The sequence below is a fragment of the Staphylococcus sp. MZ3 genome, assembly GCF_018622755.1.
GTDB lineage: Bacteria > Bacillota > Bacilli > Staphylococcales > Staphylococcaceae > Staphylococcus > Staphylococcus aureus.
The window spans coordinates 76,401-101,218 of the sequence record NZ_CP076026.1; the positions used below are offsets into that span (position 1 = coordinate 76,401).

Consider the following 24,818-nt stretch of genomic DNA (forward strand, 5'->3'; position numbering starts at 1 on the left):
TCGATTTATTGTTATACACAAACAGTATTTTTGCTATGATAGAGTTAATAAATATAATAAATTGAATAAGTAACTTTACAAAACTAGAATGATTCAATTCAATCACAATTATTTGAAAATAGAGGTGAGCAGGTGAACGATATGTTAATTAGTCTTGTAACCCCAGTTTTTGCTTTGCTAGTTATTGGTGGTATTATTTGGGTGATTATAGAAGGTATAGTACATATTTCAAAAAAGAATAAAGCAATCGATAACTTTTTAAACCAAGTTAATAAAGTAAGTGAGACATATAAATTCGCTACTACTTTTTTATTTCTAATCTTGGCTACGGCGGGTATTTCTCAATTTTATCTATATTATATAGTATCAGCGTTTCTTTTTTGGCTTGTCATACTTACCTTTGGTATTGCAGGTATCATTTTTTTAATGCCATATGGATTATGTTTTCTACCGTTTTATAAGCAAAAAAAGAAAAAACAGACATTTAAAAAATACATGGTTTACACTACGATTGGTTTGTCAATTTGTCTAGGCTTATCTCTAGTTTTGGTTCACACTACGAAAATTTATATGGACGAAGGTGGCGTAAGATACTATTACGGTAGTTTTGTAATGAAACAAGCGGGCGGTTATGCTTATTTAGCTTTAGCAGTACTTTCAACGTTGTTAATTGTTGCGAAAAAAGCTACAAATAAAAATAAAGAAATCGAAACCGTCGACAATACAAATATAATGGAAAGATAATTAAGGGAGTGCTCATTCAGGAGTGCTCTTTTTTGGTGTTCAAATTTAGTTGCAAATGAAGAAGCAGAAACATTTGTGAGTGGAAAATAAAAGTGAAGCTGAAATCCTATCGAAAGTATCTGTAAAGTAAAAAATTAACGCCACAATCTTCATCGCAATTAAAAACAGACATTCTAATTACATGCTTTTTCAAACAATAATCTAATAATAAGTCCATCTACAAAATATTTCTACGCACTAAAAAAGGCGGACTAAATCGTCCGCCTCAATGCACACTACCGCATGTTGTTTTTATAGAGTTTCTTTATAGAATGATTCAAGTTTTGGTAACACTTGATTTACGTATTCTGGAATATCATATAAATCTACGTGTGATGCACCTTCAATTTTATATAATTCATTGTTGTCGCCTGCTGCTTTTTCAACAGCATCAACGCTATATTCAATCGTGTCTGCTTCTGTACCTGCGATTGCTAAGAATGGTTGTGTCAACAATTCATCAATATATGTGAATGGCGCAAATGTTAATACTTCTGAAAAACTTCTTAATAATAGTTTGTTTGGTGCGTTTTTATGTTGACCACGTGCAGTTAAATAATAATCATGCCCTTGTACCATTGTTGAATTTTCAGGCATAGAATCATCAATTTCTTCAGGCACATAGCCAGTGATACCATAATCTGCACCATTTGCTTCAGCTGTACGTTGATCTGCAACTTGTGTCATAAATGCCAGTTGATCATCTATTGATACTACATCGCCAGGACCTTTACGGAATAAAGCGCCAATATCTACCATACTTACAGTTGCAAGTGCTTTAATGCGACGTTCTGTTCTTGCTGCACTTACTGTATATCCACCACCTGCACAAACGCCAAGCGCACCAATTCTGTCATTATCCACAAAGTCTAATGTTGTAAGATAATCAACTGAAGCTCTAACGTCTTCTGTTCTCGCAAATGGATCTTCTAAATATCTAGGAGAGCCTTCACTTTCACCTTGATGTGATGCATCATATACAACCGTAACGTAGCCGAATTCCGCAAGTTTCTCTGCATACATACCTGCAGTTTGTTCTTTAACACCGCCACCTGGGTGACAAACTGTAATTGCTGGATATTTTTTGCTTTCATCAAATTGTTCTGGTGTATATAAATTCGCTGCTAATAAATTTGTTTTACTTTTAAAATTAACTGATTGTTTCATAGATTAAATGCCTCCATCTTTTTATATAAGTCATTCATTTGTTGTAGATATTTATTACTCTTGTGTGTATAATGCCATACTAGAGTATTTAAATGTACAATTCAATTAACAAGGAAGCACATATGTGTTTTAATACACAGTTTTATAAAAATGGGTTTTAAAAGAAAGGAGTATTATTATGAATGTTGGGGATTTACGTGTTGTTAAAACGAGAGCTAGTATTAAAAAGGCATTTATGACCTTACTTTTTGAAAAAGATTTTGATACTATTTCGATTAAAGAAATTACTGAATTTGCGCAAATTGGCAGAAAAACATTTTATCTGCATTATATTGATAAATATGATTTACTAGATCAAATAGTATCGGAAAAATTGATAGAACTTGAGCAAATTTCTGAAGCCAAAAAGAGTCTGGGTATCCAAGAAGGCACACAGTTATGGTTTGAGTTTTTCGAAAATAATAGAACATTTTTTATGAAAATTTTTAATATCAACAACGCTTCAAATTATAAGAAAAAACTGCTTCATTTTATTGAAGAAGAATTTAAGAAAAAAGTTCAGACACGTGTTGCTACTGAAAAAGGCTTAGACTACGACTTATATATTAATTTTATTAGTAACGGTATTATCGGACTACTAGATATCTATCTAAACAGTAGTGAAAATACAGAAGAACAAGAAAAAATAACATTGCAGGTGTCGCGCCTACTATCTTTGTACGATTTAATTTAAAACTAAGCTGTCTATTTTGAAATATAATTGTGTGAAGTAGATATAGTATGTCACTTCTTGAAAGAATTTTATTATAATAGTTTTATGAATTGATATTGCAGTGACAAGAGCTAAAAAAGAATTTTATGTAATTGGCGACATGCAAAGAATACAGACAAAACCATTTTATGAGACGATTTTTAAAGAAAGAAATGTTCAATAACATACAAAAAAGTATATAGAGGAAGTTATGTTCATGCAAAATAGAAATGATTTTATAGAAAAGCTATTAGACAGAGCTCAAATTGAAGAAGGCATGCGTGTACTGGATATAGGTTGTGCGACTGGTGAGGTCACTCAATTAATTGCAAAACGTGTGGGGACGAATGGTGAAGTCGTCGGTGTTGATGTGAATGAGTCATTACTTAAAATCGCAAATGAAAACAATCAATATAACAATGTATCATATCAATCTTCTGATATATATCAATTGCCAGAAACTATGGGGCATTTTGATGCGATTGTTGGTAGAAGAGTATTAATGTACTTACCAGATGCTGAAAAGTGTTTACAAATTTTGAAATCAATTTTAAAACCTGAGGGTATATTATGTTTTCAAGAAAGTGATGCTATTAACGCAGGTGTTGGTGCAGATACACTATCTTTACATCAATCAGCAATTCAATGGATTTGGGAAACAGTGAAGCAAGAAGGTGGCAATATTCATATCGGTCAAAATTTATATAATTTGTTTAATAATAATGGAATGCATGTTGTAGATTATTTTGCAGAGGTAGTGATTCAAACATCAATGGACAATGATTTAGCATGGCTTGTAGATGTAATGCTACCAAGAATGAAAGCACATGGTGTCATTAATGATGATTTTTCACTAGATGAATTTAAATCAAACCTTGAACAAGAAGCAATAAACAATCAGTGTGCATTTATACGTGACATGGCGTTTGGAATTATCGGAAAAGCCTAGTTTAAAAAACGCTGAAAGCAGCATATTATCATCGCCATTGTTTTAACTTGTGAAGTTACTAATGGATTTTGAAAATAACAGCATTTCTATAGGCTAATCAAGTGATACTTAATTATCGAGCAATTTATACATTTTAAAAGGAGCAAAATTGAATAATGAAGAAATTTAACAACTGGATATTAAATGCAATAAGTGGATCTCAAACAGACAAGAATGAAACAACTGAAGAATTAAAAGGGGCAAAATTTATCATTTTATATGCATATTCAATGCTCGTTTTGCTTGCGTTAGTAATTTCTAACATATTCATTCACATTTTGGAGCCTAAACTATCAATCACCACTCAAATCATCATCGTTTTGATTTTAATTGAAGCACTAATTGGACTGCGTTTCTTGAAAGCGTACGATGTTAAGCGTGGCAAAGATAAAGAAAATAAGAAAAATAGTAAGGATTTCGTTAAACTAAAATCAATTTTAGTAGCAATTTTATTTACATCATTGGCGCTGACAGCAGGTACTGTAGCTGATATATACGGTTTCACTGACTTAGGAAATACTAGAAGTGATTTAATCGTTTGGAGCATAGGTGGTATTATATTTGGCCTCGTATGTTACACAATGGAAGATAAAAAATAACGATAAGGAGCTGGCGATTATAAAGCTAGCTCCTTTTTTTACTTATATATGTAAAGAACTATCTCCAGAGTTTTGAATCATACGTCATTAATTTCTATAATTAATACGCTTAAATATTGTTTAAATAAGTTTTAAAATTTTACACATATTTTTATTTAAAAAAGATGTATAATTAATGTATTAAATATAGAAAGAAGTTGATGTTATGAAAAAGTGTATTAAGACTTTGTTTTTAAGTATCATTTTAGTAGTGATGAGTGGTTTATATCATTCAGCACATGCGTCAGATTCGTTGAGTAAAAGTCCGGAAAATTGGATGAGTAAACTTGATGAAAGCAAACATTTAACTGAGATTAATATACCGGGTTCGCATGATAGTGGCTCATTCACTTTAAAGGATCCAGTAAAATCGGTTTGGGCAAAGACTCAAGATAAAGATTACCTTACTCAAATGAAGTCAGGAGTCAGGTTTTTTGATATTAGAGGTAGAGCAAGTGCTGATAATATGATTTCAGTCCATCACGGCATGGTTTATTTGCATCATGAATTAGGAAAATTTCTCGATGATGCTAAATATTACTTGAGTGCTTATCCAAACGAAACAATTGTGATGTCTATGAAAAAGGACTACGATAGCGATTCTAAAGTTACGAAGACATTTGAAGAAATTTTTAGAGAATATTATTATAATAACCCGCAATATCAGAATCTTTTTTACACAGGAAGTAATGCGAATCCTACTTTAAAAGAAACGAAAGGTAAAATTGTCCTATTCAATAGAATGGGTGGTACATACATAAAAAGTGGTTATGGTGCTGACACGTCTGGCATTCAATGGGCAGATAACGCGACATTTGAAACGAAAATTAATAATGGTAGCTTAAATTTACAAGTACAAGATGAGTATAAAGATTACTATGATAAAAAAGTTGAAGCTGTTAAAAATTTATTGGCTAAAGCTAAAACGGATAGTAACAAAGACAATGTATATGTGAATTTCTTGAGTGTAGCGTCTGGAGGCAGCGCATTTAATAGTACTTATAACTATGCGTCACATATAAATCCTGAAATTGCAAAAACGATTAAAGCAAATGGGAAAGCTAGAACGGGTTGGCTGATTGTTGACTATGCAGGATATACGTGGCCTGGATATGATGATATCGTAAGCGAAATTATAGATAGTAATAAATAAGGATTCAATAATGATATTAAGACGAGTATGAAAATAGTTAGATTCTAATTATTTTCACTACTCGTTTTTATTTTGAAAATAAGTAATGATTCAACAATATTATAAATTGAACAGATTGTTTATGGAATTTTTGATAATATTAAAGTGAAAAAGAGTTATAAATTGATAAATATATGTAATTAACAAAAACAAATCATTTTAAAAAGAAGAGAGTTGTAAGATGATGAAACGATTAAACAAATTAGTGTTAGGCATTATTTTTCTGTTTTTAGTCATTAGTATCACTGCTGGTTGTGGCATAGGTAAAGAAGCGGAAGTTAAGAAAAGCTTTGAAAAAACATTGAGTATGTACCCTATTAAAAATCTAGAGGATTTATACGATAAGGAAGGCTATCGTGATGATCAGTTTGATAAAAATGATAAAGGTACATGGATTATAAATTCTGAAATGGTTATTCAACCTAATAATGAAGATATGGTAGCTAAAGGCATGGTTCTATATATGAATAGAAATACCAAAACAACAAATGGTTACTACTATGTCGATGTGACTAAGGACGAGGATGAAGGAAAACCGCACGACAATGAAAAAAGATATCCGGTTAAAATGGTCGATAATAAAATCATTCCAACAAAAGAAATTAAAGATGAAAAAATAAAAAAAGAAATCGAAAACTTTAAGTTCTTTGTTCAATATGGCGACTTTAAAAATTTGAAAAATTATAAAGACGGAGATATTTCATATAATCCAGAGGTGCCGAGTTATTCGGCTAAATATCAATTAACTAATGATGATTATAATGTAAAACAATTACGCAAAAGATATGATATATCGACGAGTAAAGCTCCAAAGTTATTGTTAAAAGGTTCAGGGAATTTAAAAGGCTCATCAGTTGGATATAAAGATATTGAATTTACGTTTGTAGAGAAAAAAGAAGAAAATATATACTTTAGTGATAGCTTAGATTATAAAAAAAGCGGAGATGTATAATCATGGCTCAATCAGAATATGAAATCAATCCCGGAAAAAGAGAGTGATGAAATGATAAAACGTGTAAATAAATTAGTGCTTGGTATTAGTCTTCTGTTTTTAGTCATTAGTATCACTGCTGGTTGTGGCATGGGTAAAGAATCGGAAATTAAGAAAAGTTTTGAAAAAACGTTGAGTATGTATCCGATTAAAAACCTAGAGGATTTATATGACAAAGAGGGCTATCGAGATGATCAATTTGATAAAAATGATAAGGGAACATGGATTGTAAATTCTCAAATGGCAATTCAAAATAAAGGAGAAGCTCTAAAAATAAAAGGCATGCTTTTGAAGATAGATAGAAATACAAGAAGTGCAAAAGGATTTTACTATACTAATGAAATAAAGACGGAGAAATACGAAGTAGCTCAGGATAATCAAAAAAAATATCCAGTTAAAATGATTAATAATAAATTCATTTCTACTGAGGAAGTTAAAGAAGAAAACATAAAAAAAGAAATCGAAAACTTTAAGTTTTTTGCGCAATATAGCAATTTTAAAGATTTAATGAATTATAAAGATGGAGATATATCATATAATCCAGAGGTGCCGAGTTATTCAGCTCAATATCAATTAACTAATGATGATTATAATGTAAAACAATTACGTAAAAGATATGACATACCAACAAATAACGCGCCGAAGCTGTTGTTGAAAGGTACAGGGAATTTAAAAGGTTCATCAGTTGGATATAAAAAAATTGAATTTACTTTTTTAGAGAATAAAAATGAAAATATTTACTTTACTGATAGTCTACATCTTGAACCGAGCGAGGATAAATAATCATCTTTTAACCAGAATATGAAATCAATCCAGGACAACCTAATAAAAGGAGAGAGTTGTAAGGTTATGAAGTGTTTAAGTAAATGGGCATTTTACATTAGTTTTTTGATATTAGTTATTAGTATTACTGCTGGTTGTGGTACAGGGAAAGAAGCGGAAATAAAGAAAAGTTTTGAAAAAACGTTGAGTATGTATCCGATTAAAAATCTAGAGGATTTATACGATAAAGAAGGATATCGTGATGATCAATTTGATAAAAATGATAAGGGAACATGGATTGTTCGTTCGTCAATGTCGATTCAATCTAATGGAAAAGATATGAATATAAAAGGCATGGTTTTATATATGAATAGAAATACAAGAACAACAAATGGCTATTACTATGTTGATGTTATAGAAAGAGAAGATAAAGGTATACATCGTGATAACGAAAAAAGATATCCGGTTAAAATGGTCGATAATAAAATCATTCCAACTAAAGAAATTAAAGTTGAAAAAATAAAAAAAGAAATCGAAAACTTTAAGTTCTTTGTTCAATATGGCGACTTTAAAGATTTGTCGAAGTACAAAGACGGAGATATATCATACAATCCAGAGGTGCCGAGTTATTCAGCAAAATATCAATTAACTAATGATGACTATAATGTAAAACAATTACGAAAAAGATATAATATACCAACGAATAAAGCACCAAAGCTATTGTTGAAAGGTACAGGGAATTTAAAAGGTTCATCAATTGGCTACAAAAAAATTGAATTTACTTTCGTAGAGAAAAAGGGAGAAAATATATACTTTAGTGATGGGCTACATTTTAATCCAAGTGAGGATAAATAATCATGATTCGATCAAATTATGAAATCGATCCAGGAAAAACAATAAAAAGAAATAGGATTGTGAAATGATGAAACGATTAAACAAATTGGTATTGTACATTAGTTTTTTGATATTAATCATCAGTATCGTTGCTGGTTGTGGTACAGGGAAAGAAGCGGAAATAAAGAAAAGTTTTGAAAAAACATTGAGTATGTATCCGATTAAAAATCTAGAGGATTTATACGATAAAGAAGGCTATCGTGATGACGAATTTGATAAAAATGATAAAGGAACATGGACTATTAGTTCTGAAATGGCAATTCAGAAAAAGGGAGAAGCCTTAAATATAAAAGGTATGGTTTTGAAGTTAAATAGAAATACAAGAAGTGCAAAAGGATTTTACTATGTTAATGCGATAAAGAAGGATGAAAATGGCAGACCTCTGGATAATCAAATAGAATATCCCGTTAAAATGATTGACAATAAAATCATTCCAACTAAAGATATCAAAGATGAAAAAATAAAAAAAGAAATCGAAAACTTTAAGTTTTTCGCGCAGTATGGCAATTTTAAAGATTTGACGAAGTATAAAGGTGGAGATATTTCATATAATCCAGAAGCCCCGATTTATTCAGCAAAATATCAACTAACCAATGATGATTATAATGTAAAGCAATTACGTAAAAGATATGATATACCGACGAATAAAGCTCCAAAGTTATTGTTAAAAGGTTCAGGAAATTTAGATGGTTCATCAGTTGGATACAAAAAAATTGAATTTACTTTCGTAGAGAAAAAAGGAGAAAACACTTACTTTACAGCTAACCTACATTTTAAACCGAGTAATGATGAATAATCGTGACTAATAAAGAGTATGAAATCGATTCAAGGAAACAAAATAAAAAGAAGAGAGTTGTAAGGTGATGAAACGTTTAAATAAATTAGTGTTAGGTATTAGTTTCTTATTTTTAGTCATTAGTATCACTGCTGGTTGTGGCATAGGTAAAGAAGCGGAAATAAAGAAAAGTTTTGAAAAAACATTGAGTATGTATCCGATTAAAAATCTAGAGGATTTATACGATAAAGAAGGCTATCGTGATGATCAATTTGATAAAAACGATAAAGGCACATGGATTATTAATTCTGAAATGGTTGTTCAACCTAAAGGGGAACGTATGAAATCAAAAGGTATGGTTCTATATATGAATAGAAACACTAAGACTACAACCGGGAAGTATATAGTGAGTGAAACACTTCATGATGAAGATGGTAGACCTAAGAGTAAAGATAAAGAATATCCCGTTAAAATGGTCGGCAATAAAATTATACCAACTAAAGATATCAAAGACGAAAAAATAAAAAAAGAAATCGAAAACTTTAAGTTTTTTGTTCAATACGGCGATTTTAAAGATTTGTCGAAGTACAAAGATGGAGATATTTCATACAATCCAGAGGTACCGAGTTATTCAGCCAAATATCAATTAACTAATGATGATTATAATGTAAAACAATTAAGAAAAAGATATAATATACCAACGAATAAAGCACCAAAGTTATTGTTGAAAGGTACAGGTAATTTAAAAGGCTCATCAGTTGGATATAAAGATATTGAATTTACTTTTGTGGAGAAAAAAGGTGAAAATATATACTTTAGTGATAGTCTACATCTTGAACCGAGTGAGGATAAATAACCTCCTGCCTCCCACACAATTCAACACGAATTTCAAATATATTGCTGTAAAATAATGTAAAATAAACGTATTCATATTACTGAATTGAGGGATAGTATGCAACGTGATTATTTAATTCGAGTAGAAACTGAAAGCATGCCAGATTTCAAAAGGCTCAATGGTTTAATGATTGGTTTTGTTATTAAAGGTGAGGCACATATTTATGATGAAAATAATATGACGCAATGCAACAGTGGCGACATTTTCATTATTAACCACCGCGACTTGTATCGATTTCAACTTCAACAAGATGGCATCATATGTTATATCCAATTCCAAATGAAATATTTAGCAGACAAGTTTGATGATGCGCATTGTCTATATTTTCACTTAACAGATGCGACCACAACAAAGAATATACATCAACTGAGAAATATAATGGCAAGACTGGTTTCAACACATATCCGACATAATGAGTTGTCTAAATTGACTGAGCAACAACTTGTCATTCAGTTGCTTATGCATATGATTCATTATGTCCCGCGTACATATCATTCGAACCAAAGTATCTTAAATGATGATAAAGTGAATCAAGTATGCGACTATATCGAGTTACATTTTCATGAAGATTTAAGCCTTTCAGAATTAAGCGAATACGTTGGGTGGTCAGAGAGCCATCTGTCTAAAAAGTTTACAGAATCGCTAGGTGTAGGATTCCAGCATTTCTTAAATACGACGCGAATTGAGCATGCGAAACTCGATTTAACATACACAGATGAAACCATTACTGATATTGCATTGCAAAATGGCTTTTCAAGTGCAGCGAGCTTTGCGAGAACATTTAAACACTTTACGCATCAAACACCTAAACAATATCGAGGTGATCGTCCAGCAATCACTGAAAACCAGCAATCGGCACAACATGATTATCACGACCGTGAATTGATATTACTTTTAAATGACTACATTGAAGAAATGAATCATTTCATTGAAGATATTGAAAAGATGAACTATAAAGAGATTGCCTTTAAACCAACTAATCAACAACTAAATCAATTTAATCATATTATTCAAGTGGGCTATTTGAGGAATTTGCTCAATACACAGTATCAATCACAGTTGCTTACATGTCATCATGATTTTCAAGTCAATGAAGTATTAGCATATGATGTGATTCCATATATCATGAAAAAGCTCAATGCGCCATTCACATATGATGCAGAAATTTCGAATATATTTTATGATATTGATTTGTGTTTAGACTTTTTATTAGATCATAACTTTAGTTTGACCATGCATTTGGATCAGTATGACTCACGTGATTATATCGATGCATTTAAAATTTTTATCCATCACGTTGCCCTGCATGTCAGTCATAGAAAAGATTTGAAGTTCAACTTGTATGTGACGACATTGCACACGTCTTTGATTGAAATGATTGATTATTTTAAAGCATTATTCCCTAATGGTGGCTTGTACATTCACTTAGATCAAGCTACGGAAAGACATCTACCATTGTTGAAACGACTTGAGCCACACATCGACCATTTTGTATTTGATGCCAATTCAAATGACGCTGTTGATTTTAATAAAATGAATGATGATGAATTTAAAACCGCGAGTCAAATGATTATTAATAAAACGAATTACCTTATCGACTTAATGCATCGTCATCGCCTAAAGCGTCCACTCATTTTACTCAATTGGAATACATTGACGGGTGATACATTTATTACAAACGGCGAATATTTTAGAGGTGGTATCATCATTGAGCAATTATTAAAATTAAGTTCTAAAGTAGAGGGTATCGGTTATTGGTTGAACTATGATTTGCACGTCAGTCATTGTAGAAATGAACGCGATTATATGAATTCAATTGAACTGTTTCATCAATATAATGGAAAACGTCCGGTCTATTTCACGGCATTGCTATTTAATAAATTAACAAGCAATATTTTGTATTCTGATGATACATGTATTGTCACGGGAACTGATTCAAATTTTCAAATATTGTTATATGATGCAAAGCATTTTAATCCGTACTTAGCGCTGGACAATCAAATGAATATGCGTGCGACGGAAATGATTCATTTGAACATTAATGCCCTAGAAGACGGTATGTATAAGGTTAAACATTTTACCTTAGATAAAGAAAATGGTGCGTTATTTAATCTTTGGCGCAAACATCATACGATACATGGCATGGACAAGGACTCTATAGATTACGTTAATCGAATGAGTTTTCCGAAATTAGAAGTATATGATATAGATATCACGGACACACTGGCATTAAACATTAAAATGATTACGAATGGGATTCACTTAATTGAAGTAAAACGTTACCCAAGTTCATAAAATGATCACAAATCACAAATTTTGATATGCAGAATTTGTGATTTTTATATTCAAAGTTAAAATTGCAAAAAATTAATGGTTAACATCTCTGTTGTTGGCAATATAAATAATGATTAATCATTTATGATGTAACTAAGGAGATGAAGGATATGAATCAACAATTAATTGAAGCTTTAAAATCTAAAGAAGACAAAATGATTGAGATCAGACGTTATTTACATCAGCATCCAGAATTATCTTTTCATGAAGATGAAACGGCGAAATACATCGCTGAATTTTACAAAGGTAAAGATGTGGAAGTAGAAACGAATGTCGGACCACGTGGAATTAAAGTAACGATTGATTCGGGGAAACCTGGTAAAACATTAGCAATCCGTGCAGACTTTGACGCATTACCCATTACTGAAGATACAGGATTATCTTTTGCATCACAAAATAAAGGTGTTATGCACGCATGTGGTCACGATGCACATACAGCATACATGCTTGTATTAGCAGAGACGCTTGCTGAAATGAAAGATAGTTTTACAGGAAAAGTCGTTGTGATACATCAACCAGCTGAAGAAGTACCACCAGGTGGTGCTAAAGCAATGATTGAAAATGGTGTATTAGACGGTGTTGATCATGTATTAGGTGTACACGTCATGAGCACAATGAAAACAGGTAATGTGTATTACAGACCTGGTTATGTTCAAACAGGACGCGCATTCTTCAAATTGAAAGTTCAAGGTAAAGGTGGTCATGGTTCATCACCACATATGGCCAATGATGCCATTGTTGCAGGTAGCTACTTCGTCACAGCGTTACAAACAGTTGTATCTAGACGACTAAGTCCATTTGAAACCGGTGTTGTCACAATCGGTTCATTTGACGGTAAAGGTCAATTCAATGTCATTAAAGATGTTGTTGAAATTGAAGGTGATGTACGTGGATTAACAGATGCTACAAAAGCAACAATTGAAAAAGAAATTAAACGTTTATCAAAAGGATTAGAGGATATGTATGGTGTAACTTGCACCTTAGAATATAACGATGATTATCCAGCATTATATAATGATCCAGAGTTTACTGAGTACGTGGCTAAGACGTTGAAAGAAGCAAACCTTGATTTTGGTGTTGAAATGTGTGAACCACAACCACCTTCAGAAGACTTTGCATATTATGCTAAAGAACGTCCAAGTGCCTTTATTTATACAGGTGCAGCTGTGGAAGATGGTGAAATTTACCCACATCATCATCCTAAATTTAACATTTCAGAAAAATCATTACTTATTTCGGCAGAAGCTGTAGGGACAGTTGTTTTAGATTACCTTAAAGGAGATAACTAACATGAATGAAACGTATCGCGGGGGCAACAAGTTAATCTTAGGTATTGTATTAGGTGTTATTACATTTTGGTTGTTTGCACAATCACTTGTAAATGTTGTACCAAATTTACAACAAAGTTTTGGTGCAGACATGGGGACAATTAGTATAGCGGTCAGTCTAACTGCACTATTTTCAGGTATGTTTGTCGTTGGAGCAGGTGGTCTAGCAGATAAAATTGGGCGCGTGAAAATGACGAATATCGGTTTATTGTTAAGTATTATTGGTTCAGCATTAATTATTATTACGAATTTACCGGCATTATTAATTTTAGGTCGTGTTATACAAGGTGTATCAGCAGCGTGTATTATGCCTTCCACATTGGCCATTATGAAAACTTATTATCAGGGTGCTGAACGTCAGCGTGCCTTAAGTTATTGGTCTATCGGTTCTTGGGGTGGCAGTGGTATCTGTTCACTCTTCGGTGGTGCAGTTGCGACAACTATGGGTTGGAGATGGATTTTCATCTTCTCAATTATCGTTGCCGTACTTTCAATGTTACTCATCAAAGGGACGCCTGAAACGAAATCAGAAATTACCAATACACATAAATTTGACGTTGCAGGGCTAATTGTTCTAGTAGTTATGTTGCTAAGTTTAAACGTTGTCATTACTAAAGGTGCAGCACTTGGTTACACATCATTATGGTTCTTTGGTTTGATTGCAATCGTAATTGTAGCATTCTTTATTTTCTTAAAAGTTGAGAAAAAAGTAGATAATCCGCTTATTGATTTTAAATTATTTGAAAATAAACCATATACAGGTGCAACGATTTCGAACTTCTTATTAAACGGTGTTGCAGGTACATTAATTGTAGCGAATACATTCGTGCAACAAGGTTTAGGTTATACAGCATTGCAGGCAGGATACTTATCAATTACTTATTTAATCATGGTGTTATTGATGATTCGAGTTGGTGAAAAATTATTACAAAAAATGGGTTCTAAGCGACCAATGTTATTAGGTACATTCATTGTGGTCATTGGTATTGCACTTATTTCATTAGTATTCTTACCAGGCATATTTTATGTTATCAGTTGTGTCGTAGGATATTTATGTTTCGGACTAGGCTTAGGTATTTATGCAACACCTTCTACAGATACAGCTATTTCGAATGCACCGTTAGATAAAGTTGGCGTTGCTTCAGGTATTTATAAAATGGCTTCATCACTTGGTGGCGCATTCGGTGTCGCAATTAGTGGTGCTGTATATGCTGGTGCAGTTGCTGCAACGAGCATTCATACAGGTGCGATGATTGCACTTTGGGTTAACGTATTAATGGGAATCATGGCATTTATCGCAATTTTATTCGCGATTCCTAATGATGATAAACGTGTCAAAGATGCGAAATAATAACGATGACACGCCAAGTGTTTTGATAATGATATAAATGAAAGTAAAGCAAATTAAATGAGGAAATGTATAGAGCAGTGCATATAGATAAATCTATGATTGGATTAACACTAATATAAATATAAATGAAAAACCATCCACTTAAACTTTTGATAAGTTAGGTGGATGGTTATTTATTGCGTTGTTCTAAAAATTTGGACATTTATATAGAAGGAACTATATCTAATGTGAAGATAATGGCTATTCGCTTCAATGAAGGCGACGTGTAAAAGTGTATATTAAACGTTTCGGGGTCAGACTCCGAGAACAGTGTCCGTCATGCTTACCGCATACTAATGAAGCATTATTATATCAGTGATTATAGCCGATTTAAGATAACAAAGTTTGCTAAATATAAAAGAGCTTGTGACATTCAATAAAAATCGAATTATCATCAATAAGATTTTGCTTTAAACATTGACTATGAAACTGGATAAATAAAGATTCAATTAATGCATCAGTATTAGGATTTACTCTAAAACGATTAATAATTTTATAAGAAGGTGTTTGATTTTGAGCTAACCACATCATTCGAATACTGTCATGAAGTAATTTCTCTATTCTACGACCAGAAAATACAGATTGAGTGTATGCATATAAGATAATTTTTAACATCATTTTTGGATGATAGGATGTTGCGCCACGATGGTGTCTGAATTCATCGAATTCACTATCAGGTATCGTTTCAACAATTTCATTAACATATCACGAAATATCATTTTGAGGAATTCTAACAGAAGTTTCTATTGGTAGTGTAAGTTGGACAAAGTGTCTTATTTTTTAAAGTATTTAAAAGTAAAATTACATGTTAATACGTAGTATTAATGGCGAGACTCCTGAGGGAGCAGTGCCAGTCGAAGACCGAGGCTGAGACGGCACCCTAGGAAAGCGAAGCCATTCAATACGAAGTATTGTATAAATATAGAACAGCAGTAAGATATTTTCTAATTGAAAATTATCTTACTACTGTTTTTTAGGGATTTATGTCCCAGCCTGTTTTACATGCATCTGAATCTCTAATTTTATATAAGATATGAATTTAAATAAGACAGTAAAAATTAAATTTCAGTTGTTGCAATTTCTTCATCTGTAGGTACATCATCGTTAAGGCCAACAAGTGCTTCAGAAACATTTCGTGAATGATAACCGATACGTTCAAGAACACCAATCATATCGATATATAGTAATCCGCCTTTTGTTGTACATTCACCACGATTAAGGCGTTTAATATGACCTTTGCGTAGTTTATGTTCAATATTAAATGATTCTCTACTACGTTCTACAATTTCATCTTTTTTCGTTTTGTCATAAACATCTAACATGTCGATGGCTTTATCAAATGACTCAGCAACATGGTTGAATAATTTATCCATACCGCGTTGTGCATCTTCTGTAATGCGAATATCTTCATCATGTTGGCGTTTTAATTGAGCGACATACTCTTCTGTTAGCTCTGCTACTTTTAAAATAGAGCGATTGACATCAAACATAACTGCTAAACGCTCAACGTCTGCCTTCGTAATGGCTTTTGTAGAAATTCTAACTAAATAATTGCGAATACTATCATTGATTGTTTCAACAGCTTGGTGCTTTTGTTCAAGCTTTTTGATCAATTTTTTATCGTCTTTTGTAATTTCGCGAATGTCTTCAAACATCGTTAAGACAATCTGACCCACATTTTGTAATTCTTTTTGAGTTTCTTGTAATGCAACACCAGGTGCGTGATAAACAAGATCTTTGTTTAAGTGCTGAGGTTTATAGTCATCAGCAATATCTTTACCTGGGACAAGCTTTGTAACTATCCATGCTAAACCTGCTACAAATGGTAATTGAATCAAAGTATTTGTTATGTTGAAGATACCATGTGATACTGCAATCGTCATCGCTGGTTTTAAGTGCCATACATCTTGTAACAAACTAATCAAATGAATCACAACTGGCAAGAAAATTGTGAAGATAATTACCCCGATTAAGTTAAAGATGACGTGTACAAGCGCCGCACGTTTTGCAGCGATTGAGCCGGCTAAACTAGCTAAGATAGCTGTAATCGTTGTACCAATGTTATCGCCTAGTAACACAGGGATTGCTGCGTTTAAGCTGATTAAATCTTGTTGATAAAATTCTTGTAAAATACCAATCGTCGCACTTGAACTTTGAACTAGTGCTGTTAACCCTGCGCCGACAATGACAGCAAGTATTGGATTTGATGACATATCAAGCATTAATTGCTTAAATCCATCTAATGATGCTAAAGGTTTAACGGCATCACCCATAAATTCTAGACCGAAGAATAGAGAACCGAAACCGAATAGTATGCGGCCAATGTTATTAATTTTAGAGCGTTTAAAGAAAAAGATTAAAAATGCACCTAATGCTAAAATTGGCATTGCATATTCGCCTAAATCTATACCGATAATAAATGCAGTTACCGTTGTTCCGATATTAGCACCCATTATCACTCCAATGGCTTGTTTCAATGTCATAAATCCAGCTGTTACCAGTCCGATTGTGATAACTGTCGTACCTGAACTACTTTGTATTAAAATAGTTACAACGATACCTGCAATAACACCTAATACTGGATTTGATGTAAATTTGTTTAAAATATCTCGTAGCCTGTCTCCTGCTGATGCTTGAAGCCCGTCTCCCATGATTTTTAAGCCGTAAAGGAAAATACCTAAACCACCTAAAAAGGAGAAAATGACTTCTGTAACCGACATTTCCATTATTTCACCTCAAATAAGCTTTATATTTAGATTATCGCTTATAATTGTAAATTTAATGTTAAGATTAGGTAAAATTATTTAACAATATATGTTATTTGTATATGACTTGTAAAATATCGTCACTTATTATGTAAATTTTCAGTGTGAAATGGCAGGTTTGCAATCACTTGTTTAACAAAATGATGCAATCAATCATGTAATTATGTTTCATCAAAAAAATCATGAGAGTGGGATAACGAAATAATTTTTATGAAAACATTATTTCTGTCCCAGTCTCATGATTCGAAATCACCAAATAAAATTATTTAATGTGCCTCGTTATAACAATTTGTGTTCTTTTAATAATGTCTCAATGTACGTACCTTTTACCTTTTTAAGGAATCCAGCTAATGCGAGTTTTTGCATTTTCGAATCTTTAGTAATCTCACGCAAATCTTGGTGGTCATTGAGCTCATATACAGCATCCATTAAGACGCGAAGATCAAATGGACTATTGATGACTTCTGGGATGCCACGGTCGATATTTAGTAGTTCATAAACAGCTTCCATTGCAGTACGAACCGAATATTCTGTAGTAAATACAGTATCTCGCTCTGTTTCTGCAAAGTTACCAATAAATGCTAAGTTCTGAGATTGATGCGGGACGACTAAAGGTCTGTCGCCGATAGCACGCGTCATGAAATAAGATGTGATATATGGCATATAAACAGGAATCGTATTAGATGCATGTTTTGCTAAGTCTTCAATTTTGTCAGTTGATACACCTAAGTGATACAGCCATTCTTGACATATTTCATTACCACTACATTCTGTAATTGGCTTTTTAATATAATCGCCGTTTACATCTGAATATAAGGCATAAATCCATGTAGATATTTCATTTTCAGGTTGGTCTTTAAACTGTTGCTGACGATTGATTGTAAAACTCATTTGCCATGCAGAATCATTGATTGTAATAATACCGCCTGTAACTGTTTTGCCTGCAAGTGGGTCACGTTTACAAATACTTTCTATTGTATCGATAATCTCTTTATTGTTTGTTGTAGAAGTTGCTGAAACAAACCAACTTTTTTTAGGAATATTTTGGCAAAACTTATCAGGATTACCAAATTCAGGACTTTGTCGCGCTAAATTTTTCCATAGTGTCCAACTACCACCTAATTCGTCAGTTGGTGGCGCTGGTGTATCATTATCACCATAAGTAGAGCTTTCTGTAATACTACCGTTTGTCACAAAGACAAGATCGTTTATAGTCAGTTTAATAGATTCTGCATTACCATTACGGTCAATTAATATTTCTCGGGCAATTTTTTGACTTGTCGTAACATCTATTTTAATATCTTCGACTTTTACATCGTATTCAAATTGAACCCCATGCGATTTTAAATATTCAACCATAGGTAATACTAAAGATTCATATTGGTTATATTTAGTGAATTTTAAAGCTGAAAAGTCTGCGAGACCACCAATATGATGAACGAATCGCATTAGATAGCGACGCATTTCCATAGCAGAATGCCACGGTTCAAATGCAAACATCGTTTTCCAGTAAATCCAAAAGTTTGAATTAAAGAAGTCATCGGAAAATACATCTGTTATTTTGACATCATCTAAATCTTCTTCATTCGTTAAGCATAAATCTAAAATTTCTTTAATCGCCGTTTTAGTCAAAGTGAAGTCTCCATCTGTGACTAAACGTTGACCCTGTTTCTCAATAACACGACAACGAGAATAGTTAGGGTCTTCTTTGTTTAACCAATAGAATTCATCTAATACTGACGCGTTATCGATTTCTAATGAAGGGATAGATCTGAATAAGTCCCACAAACATTCAAAGTGGTTCTCCATTTCACGACCACCGCGGACAACATAGCCTTTTAAAGGAATATTTTCTCCGTCAAGACTACCACCTGCTTTAGGTAACTCTTCTAAAATATGAATCTTAGAACCTTCCATTTGACCATCCCTTATTAAAAAACAAGCTGCAGCAAGTGAAGCTAGACCAGATCCGATTAAGTAAGCGGATTTGTTTTCTACATTTTCAGGTTTTTTAGGGCGCGCAAATGCTTCATAATTTCCATAACTGTAATACATATCCACCAAGTCCTTTCGTATTGGAATACACTCAGACTATACCCCTTTGTGAATTGCAAATATTAGTATTTATATTGGTAAATTTGACGAAATTAGATCATTTTTATATTTTTGATTTTTAAAATTTTATCACTCGAATGTTTTTGGATTCTGAGGTGCGGGACTTGGAATAATTATGTATTTTGAAAGAAGTTACTTAAACTAACGCCTAGTAGAGTGATAATTCCGCCTATAATAGCAAGGGTTGTTGGTAGCTCGTCTAATAACAGATAAGATAATAATAAAGAAACGATAGGTGTTAAATAAAGAGACATTGTTGCATCAGAGACACCAACTGACTTCACAATATAAGCAAGCAAAACGTATGGAATTATAGTAGGGAATATAGCTAAATAAAGTACCGATACTATTGATGTAAAAGTGGCGCCGTGTATATCGTTGATGATTTCAGGAATAAAAATAAGCATAAATGGTGAGCTTGCCATTATTGTATATAGTGTGAAAGCGATGAAGCCGTATTTTTCTATGTATTTTTTCTGGAAAGTAAAATACAAACTTTCACTAAAAGATGCAAGTAAAATAATAAAAACACCTAATACATTAATAGTTGTGTAATCATCTTTACTTATTGAAATAATGGATATTCCTATAAATGCGACGAGTGAACTTAACCAATTCCATTTTGAAAAATGCTCTTTTAAAAATATATAAGCTAAAGCACTAGAAAAAATAGGCGTTGTAGAGACTAGAATTCCAGATATACCTGCACTAATCAAAGTTTCACCAAAATTTAAAGCTGTGTGATATATCACAAATCCACAAAATCCTAAAATAAAAATAACAGGGATATCTCTTAGTTCAGGGGTAGGCAATTTCTTTATAATTACGAACGGCAAGAGAATTATTGTTGCTAAAATTAAACGAAATGCCGACAATGATTCTGCACTAAAATCATTTAACGCAATCTTTATCATTGGAAATGCAGATCCCCACAATATGATAGTAAATAAATATGATAGAAAAGTAGTGTCTCGAAGTTTATTCATTAATATCATCACTCCTTTAATTATGTGTTTCTATATTAAAAAATATGATTTAAAATGAGTACAACCAATTTTGAATGGATTTACCTATCCAATTTTAAAAGGGAGGGAGAAGATGGCTAAATATAAAGATATTGCTAGTGACATAAGAGATAAAATAATCACAGGGGATTGGTTTTATGGAATGAAAATACCTTCACATAGGCAGTTGGCGATACAGTACAACGTAAATAGAGTAACGATTATTAAAAGTATTGAGTTATTAGAAGCTGAAGGATTTATCTATACTAAAGTAGGTAGTGGAACATATGTTAATGACTATTTGAATGAAGCACATATTACAAATAAGTGGTCTGAAATGATGTTATGGTCCTCTCAACAAAGAAGTCAGTATACGGTGCAATTAATTAATAAAATTGAGACAGATGATTCGTATATACATATAAGTAAAGGTGAATTGGGTATATCGTTAATGCCACATATTCAATTGAAAAAAGCCATGTCTAATACAGCCAGTCATATTGAAGACTTATCTTTTGGTTATAATAATGGCTATGGTTATATCAAGTTAAGAGATATTATCGTTGAACGAATGTCAAAGCAAGGTATAAATGTAGGTAGAGAAAATGTAATGATCACTTCAGGCGCTTTACATGCCATTCAACTTTTATCTATTGGGTTTTTAGGTCAAGATGCCATAATAATTTCGAATACACCATCATATATTCACTCTACAAATGTTTTTGAGCAATTGAATTTTAGACATATTGATGTTCCTTATAATCAAATTAATGAAATTGATACCATCATTGATAGATTTATTAATTTTAAAAATAAAGCGATTTATATAGAACCTAGGTTTAATAACCCGACAGGTCGTTCTTTAACGAATGAGCAAAAGAAAAATATAATTACTTATAGCGAAAGACATAATATTCCTATCATTGAAGATGATATCTTTAGAGATATTTTCTTTAGCGATCCAACTCCTTCTATCAAAACTTATGATAAATTGGGAAAAGTTATACATATAAGCAGTTTTTCAAAAACGATTGCACCAGCAATAAGAATAGGTTGGATTGTTGCTTCTGAAAAAATAATAGAGCAATTGGCAGATGTAAGAATGCAAATTGACTATGGATCCAGTATTTTGTCACAAATGGTTGTATATGAGATGTTGAAAAATAAGTCTTATGATAAACACTTAGTAAAGTTAAGGTATGTTTTAAAAGATAAACGAGACTTTATGTTAAACATCCTCAATAATTTATTTAAGGATATAGCACATTGGGAGGTTCCAAGTGGAGGTTATTTTGTATGGTTAGTCTTTAAAATAGATATAGATATTAAATATTTATTTTACGAATTGTTAAGTAAAGAAAAAATATTAATCAATCCGGGTTACATTTATGGCAGTAAAGAAAAGAGTATAAGGCTATCTTTTGCCTTTGAATCAAATGAAAATATTAAGCATGCGCTCTATAAAATTTATACATATGTGAAAAAGGTTTAATTAAAACAATAATTCGAATCATTATGTGGCATGTTAAACAGCTAAATATAAGCTATGCACATTTAACAAGCGGATACTCCTGACGCAATTATAGTATCATTACATATTGTTTAATCGTTTGGGGTAATGTAATTAAAAGGTAAAATAGGCAGAGTGTTATACATAAAATGTAAAGAAAGAGGCGATAGAATGTCTAAAATCAGGTCTTTTACAATATTAAGTCTACTTATTTACTTAGCTATGATGTGCTATACAGTAGTGACCTATCCAAAATTACCAACCAAAGTGCCTATTCATTATAATTTAGCAGGGGATGCTGATAATTTTGCTGATAAATGGGTGCTGCTTTTGATTAATAGCGCATTTATAGTGATTTGGCTTATATTTTTCATTGCAGGTAGATACTATGAACGATTTGCCAAATGGTCACATTATAATCATACACCACGTGAAATTCGAGCGATTAAATTATTTTTAAGTACGTTAAATTTAGAGATTATGAGCTATATGTCTATCTTCACAGTATTAGAAATTTGGCAAATACAACACCATCATCAATTCAATTTACTATGGTTTAATATGATATTTATCATTATCATTGGTTTGACGCTTGTCATATTTTGTTTACTTCCTACAATTCATAAAATGAGAGATTCTCAATAAAAATATAAACTCTCATGATGCAGTTTTGAAGCGAATTCCTGAGATTATTATAAATAATATCTAGTATTTATAATTAAAATGATATATTATTTATTATAGTTAAATATTGTGTATATTTTGTGAACTTTTTGTAAAAATTCGATTGCCTGTCACATATAGGAGTGTTACATTTTAAATATGTGATCATCGCAAAATATAAGTTGAAATAGGTTGTAGATTAATCAGAATGATAAATATTTTATATAAAGAGAGGGAGTCATTATGACACTACTTACTGTAAATCCATTCGATAATGTCGGATTATCAGCCTTAGTTGCAGCAGTACCTATTATTTTATTTTTATTATGCTTAACCGTTTTTAAAATGAAAGGCATTTATGCAGCATTGACAACTTTGGTTGTTACATTGATTGTGGCTTTATTTGTATTTGAATTACCAGCGCGTGTATCAGCAGGTGCGATTACAGAAGGCGTTGTTGCCGGTATTTTCCCAATAGGATATATCGTTTTAATGGCAGTTTGGTTATATAAAGTTTCTATTAAAACAGGACAATTTTCTATTATTCAAGATAGTATTGCAAGTATTTCAGTGGACCAAAGAATCCAACTATTATTAATTGGATTTTGTTTCAACGCATTTTTAGAAGGTGCAGCAGGATTTGGTGTGCCAATTGCGATTTGTGCAGTATTATTAATTCAACTTGGATTTGAACCATTAAAAGCAGCGATGTTATGTTTAATTGCTAATGGTGCGGCGGGTGCCTTTGGTGCAATTGGTTTACCAGTTAGTATTATTGATACGTTTAACTTAAGTGGAGGCGTTACAACATTAGATGTTGCGAGATACTCAGCATTGACACTTCCAATTTTAAACTTTATTATTCCATTTGTTTTAGTATTCATTGTAGATGGTATGAAAGGTATTAAAGAAATTTTACCTGTCATTTTAACAGTGAGTGGTACATATACTGGATTACAATTATTATTAACAATATTCCATGGTCCAGAACTAGCAGACATTATTCCATCACTAGCAACAATGGTGGTGTTAGCATTTGTTTGTCGTAAATTTAAACCGAAAAACATTTTCAGATTGGAAGCGTCTGAACATAAAATTCAAAAACGAACGCCTAAAGAAATTGTCTTTGCTTGGAGTCCGTTCGTAATTTTAACTGCCTTTGTATTAGTATGGAGTGCACCATTCTTCAAAAAATTATTCCAACCTGGAGGTGCACTTGAAAGTTTAGTAATAAAATTGCCAATTCCAAATACTGTGAGTGATTTATCGCCTAAAGGAATTGCGTTGCGTCTCGATTTAATTGGTGCAACTGGGACAGCGATTTTATTAACAGTAATTATTACAATTTTAATTACGAAGTTAAAATGGAAAAGTGCAGGTGCTTTATTGGTCGAAGCAATTAAAGAATTATGGTTACCGATCCTTACAATTTCAGCTATCCTAGCTATTGCTAAAGTTATGACATACGGTGGTTTGACTGTAGCAATTGGACAAGGTATTGCTAAAGCGGGAGCAATTTTCCCATTATTCTCTCCAGTATTAGGTTGGATTGGTGTGTTTATGACTGGTTCAGTTGTAAATAACAATACTTTATTCGCACCTATTCAAGCGACAGTGGCACAACAAATTTCAACAAGCGGTTCATTACTTGTGGCAGCTAACACTGCAGGTGGTGTAGCAGCGAAACTTATTTCACCACAATCAATTGCCATTGCGACTGCAGCTGTTAAAAAAGTTGGTGAAGAATCTGCATTATTAAAAATGACGTTAAAATACAGTATTATATTTGTTGCTTTTATTTGTGTTTGGACGTTTATACTAACGTTAATATTCTAAATATAAATAATGTTGTCACTTGGATTCAAATGACATT

General features: G+C 32.2%; 20 protein-coding genes and 2 pseudogenes. 17 read left to right on the forward strand and 5 right to left on the reverse strand.

The annotated features are described in order from the left end of the window. The first annotated feature begins 141 nt into the window (after positions 1-141). Entirely contained in the window at positions 142-744 is a 603-nt protein-coding gene (locus KI230_RS00350) for a hypothetical protein (protein WP_000908959.1), read from the forward strand. Between the two features lie 291 nt (positions 745-1,035). On the opposite strand, the gene KI230_RS00355 is transcribed toward KI230_RS00350, so the two are convergent. Then, positions 1,036-1,950, reverse strand: coding sequence for an alpha/beta hydrolase (locus tag KI230_RS00355; RefSeq protein WP_000814441.1), 915 nt, complete (start codon positions 1,948-1,950; stop codon positions 1,036-1,038). Positions 1,951-2,128: 178 nt separating this feature from the next. Between KI230_RS00355 and KI230_RS00360 the strand changes: the two genes are divergently transcribed. The 13 genes and pseudogenes from KI230_RS00360 to norC all read left to right on the forward strand — a co-directional run bounded on the left by KI230_RS00360 (position 2,129) and on the right by norC (position 14,849). After that, on the forward strand, positions 2,129-2,683 hold the full coding sequence (locus KI230_RS00360) for a TetR/AcrR family transcriptional regulator C-terminal domain-containing protein (protein ID WP_045177911.1): 555 nt from the start codon (positions 2,129-2,131) through the stop codon (positions 2,681-2,683). An 88-nt stretch (positions 2,684-2,771) separates the two neighbouring features. Then, positions 2,772-2,885: pseudogene (locus KI230_RS13885) on the forward strand (hypothetical protein); the annotation flags it as partial. Positions 2,886-2,912: 27 nt separating this feature from the next. Further along, positions 2,913-3,650, forward strand: a complete 738-nt coding sequence (locus KI230_RS00365) for a methyltransferase domain-containing protein (protein WP_006191454.1) — start codon at positions 2,913-2,915, stop codon at positions 3,648-3,650. 155 nt (positions 3,651-3,805) lie between these two features. Next, complete coding sequence (locus KI230_RS00370) at positions 3,806-4,288, forward strand: hypothetical protein (RefSeq protein ID WP_000714373.1); 483 nt, start codon at positions 3,806-3,808, stop codon at positions 4,286-4,288. A gap of 205 nt (positions 4,289-4,493) precedes the next feature. Further along, positions 4,494-5,480: a phosphatidylinositol-specific phospholipase C gene (locus tag KI230_RS00375; RefSeq protein ID WP_000710562.1), complete on the forward strand. Its 987-nt coding sequence runs from the start codon at positions 4,494-4,496 to the stop codon at positions 5,478-5,480. 220 nt (positions 5,481-5,700) lie between these two features. Next, positions 5,701-6,471 (forward strand): tandem-type lipoprotein, encoded by a 771-nt coding sequence (locus KI230_RS00380; RefSeq protein WP_072384833.1) that lies wholly within the window; start codon positions 5,701-5,703, stop codon positions 6,469-6,471. Positions 6,472-6,522: 51 nt separating this feature from the next. Then, positions 6,523-7,293, forward strand: a complete 771-nt coding sequence (locus KI230_RS00385) for a tandem-type lipoprotein (RefSeq protein WP_214958296.1) — start codon at positions 6,523-6,525, stop codon at positions 7,291-7,293. Between the two features lie 66 nt (positions 7,294-7,359). Next, a complete protein-coding gene (locus KI230_RS00390; RefSeq protein WP_214958297.1) occupies positions 7,360-8,127 on the forward strand; it encodes a tandem-type lipoprotein in 768 nt (255 codons plus the stop codon). A 64-nt stretch (positions 8,128-8,191) separates the two neighbouring features. Further along, a complete protein-coding gene (locus KI230_RS00395; RefSeq protein ID WP_001641276.1) occupies positions 8,192-8,962 on the forward strand; it encodes a tandem-type lipoprotein in 771 nt (256 codons plus the stop codon). A 64-nt stretch (positions 8,963-9,026) separates the two neighbouring features. Beyond that, positions 9,027-9,797 carry a tandem-type lipoprotein gene (locus tag KI230_RS00400; protein WP_086095096.1) on the forward strand — a complete coding sequence of 257 codons (771 nt, stop codon included), beginning with the start codon at positions 9,027-9,029 and terminating at the stop codon, positions 9,795-9,797. Between the two features lie 96 nt (positions 9,798-9,893). Then, positions 9,894-12,131, forward strand: a complete 2,238-nt coding sequence (aryK, locus tag KI230_RS00405) for a transcriptional regulator AryK (RefSeq protein ID WP_045177916.1) — start codon at positions 9,894-9,896, stop codon at positions 12,129-12,131. A gap of 149 nt (positions 12,132-12,280) precedes the next feature. After that, complete coding sequence (locus tag KI230_RS00410) at positions 12,281-13,459, forward strand: M20 family metallopeptidase (RefSeq protein WP_001075809.1); 1,179 nt, start codon at positions 12,281-12,283, stop codon at positions 13,457-13,459. 1 nt (position 13,460) lies between these two features. Further along, positions 13,461-14,849 (forward strand): multidrug efflux MFS transporter NorC, encoded by a 1,389-nt coding sequence (norC, locus tag KI230_RS00415; RefSeq protein ID WP_045177919.1) that lies wholly within the window; start codon positions 13,461-13,463, stop codon positions 14,847-14,849. A 399-nt stretch (positions 14,850-15,248) separates the two neighbouring features. Here the strand turns inward: norC and KI230_RS00420 are convergent. The 4 genes and pseudogenes from KI230_RS00420 to KI230_RS00435 form a co-directional block, all read right to left on the reverse strand. Next, positions 15,249-15,665, reverse strand: a pseudogene (locus KI230_RS00420) (transposase); the annotation flags it as partial. Positions 15,666-15,946: 281 nt separating this feature from the next. Further along, complete coding sequence (locus KI230_RS00425) at positions 15,947-17,608, reverse strand: Na/Pi cotransporter family protein (RefSeq protein WP_072353806.1); 1,662 nt, start codon at positions 17,606-17,608, stop codon at positions 15,947-15,949. A 324-nt stretch (positions 17,609-17,932) separates the two neighbouring features. Further along, a complete protein-coding gene (locus KI230_RS00430; RefSeq protein ID WP_045176491.1) occupies positions 17,933-19,708 on the reverse strand; it encodes an oleate hydratase in 1,776 nt (591 codons plus the stop codon). A gap of 173 nt (positions 19,709-19,881) precedes the next feature. Then, positions 19,882-20,754, reverse strand: coding sequence for a DMT family transporter (locus KI230_RS00435; protein ID WP_001038103.1), 873 nt, complete (start codon positions 20,752-20,754; stop codon positions 19,882-19,884). Positions 20,755-20,866: 112 nt separating this feature from the next. Between KI230_RS00435 and KI230_RS00440 the strand changes: the two genes are divergently transcribed. From KI230_RS00440 to KI230_RS00450, 3 genes are all read left to right on the forward strand, one after another. Then, entirely contained in the window at positions 20,867-22,264 is a 1,398-nt protein-coding gene (locus tag KI230_RS00440) for an aminotransferase-like domain-containing protein (RefSeq protein WP_001151814.1), read from the forward strand. 189 nt (positions 22,265-22,453) lie between these two features. Further along, positions 22,454-22,927, forward strand: coding sequence for a DUF1648 domain-containing protein (locus KI230_RS00445; protein WP_000036327.1), 474 nt, complete (start codon positions 22,454-22,456; stop codon positions 22,925-22,927). A 261-nt stretch (positions 22,928-23,188) separates the two neighbouring features. Continuing rightward, positions 23,189-24,781: an L-lactate permease gene (locus KI230_RS00450; RefSeq protein WP_000173902.1), complete on the forward strand. Its 1,593-nt coding sequence runs from the start codon at positions 23,189-23,191 to the stop codon at positions 24,779-24,781. The last annotated feature ends 37 nt before the right edge of the window (positions 24,782-24,818 follow it).

Bases quoted from the DNA above. Each gene is read 5' to 3' on its own strand.
- KI230_RS00355 (WP_000814441.1), bottom strand. From the start codon at position 1,950: ATGAAACAATCAGTTAATTTTAAAAGTAAAACAAATTTATTAGCAGCG.
- KI230_RS00350 (WP_000908959.1), top strand. From the start codon at position 142: ATGTTAATTAGTCTTGTAACCCCAGTTTTTGCTTTGCTAGTTATTGGT.
- KI230_RS00410 (WP_001075809.1), top strand. From the start codon at position 12,281: ATGAATCAACAATTAATTGAAGCTTTAAAATCTAAAGAAGACAAAATG.
- KI230_RS00395 (WP_001641276.1), top strand. From the start codon at position 8,192: ATGATGAAACGATTAAACAAATTGGTATTGTACATTAGTTTTTTGATA.
- KI230_RS00365 (WP_006191454.1), top strand. From the start codon at position 2,913: ATGTTCATGCAAAATAGAAATGATTTTATAGAAAAGCTATTAGACAGA.
- KI230_RS00435 (WP_001038103.1), bottom strand. From the start codon at position 20,754: ATGAATAAACTTCGAGACACTACTTTTCTATCATATTTATTTACTATC.
- KI230_RS00440 (WP_001151814.1), top strand. From the start codon at position 20,867: ATGGCTAAATATAAAGATATTGCTAGTGACATAAGAGATAAAATAATC.
- KI230_RS00385 (WP_214958296.1), top strand. From the start codon at position 6,523: ATGATAAAACGTGTAAATAAATTAGTGCTTGGTATTAGTCTTCTGTTT.
- KI230_RS00425 (WP_072353806.1), bottom strand. From the start codon at position 17,608: ATGTCGGTTACAGAAGTCATTTTCTCCTTTTTAGGTGGTTTAGGTATT.
- KI230_RS00375 (WP_000710562.1), top strand. From the start codon at position 4,494: ATGAAAAAGTGTATTAAGACTTTGTTTTTAAGTATCATTTTAGTAGTG.
- KI230_RS00370 (WP_000714373.1), top strand. From the start codon at position 3,806: ATGAAGAAATTTAACAACTGGATATTAAATGCAATAAGTGGATCTCAA.
- KI230_RS00445 (WP_000036327.1), top strand. From the start codon at position 22,454: ATGTCTAAAATCAGGTCTTTTACAATATTAAGTCTACTTATTTACTTA.
- KI230_RS00390 (WP_214958297.1), top strand. From the start codon at position 7,360: ATGAAGTGTTTAAGTAAATGGGCATTTTACATTAGTTTTTTGATATTA.
- KI230_RS00380 (WP_072384833.1), top strand. From the start codon at position 5,701: ATGATGAAACGATTAAACAAATTAGTGTTAGGCATTATTTTTCTGTTT.
- KI230_RS00430 (WP_045176491.1), bottom strand. From the start codon at position 19,708: ATGTATTACAGTTATGGAAATTATGAAGCATTTGCGCGCCCTAAAAAA.
- KI230_RS00450 (WP_000173902.1), top strand. From the start codon at position 23,189: ATGACACTACTTACTGTAAATCCATTCGATAATGTCGGATTATCAGCC.
- norC (WP_045177919.1), top strand. From the start codon at position 13,461: ATGAATGAAACGTATCGCGGGGGCAACAAGTTAATCTTAGGTATTGTA.
- KI230_RS00360 (WP_045177911.1), top strand. From the start codon at position 2,129: ATGAATGTTGGGGATTTACGTGTTGTTAAAACGAGAGCTAGTATTAAA.
- aryK (WP_045177916.1), top strand. From the start codon at position 9,894: ATGCAACGTGATTATTTAATTCGAGTAGAAACTGAAAGCATGCCAGAT.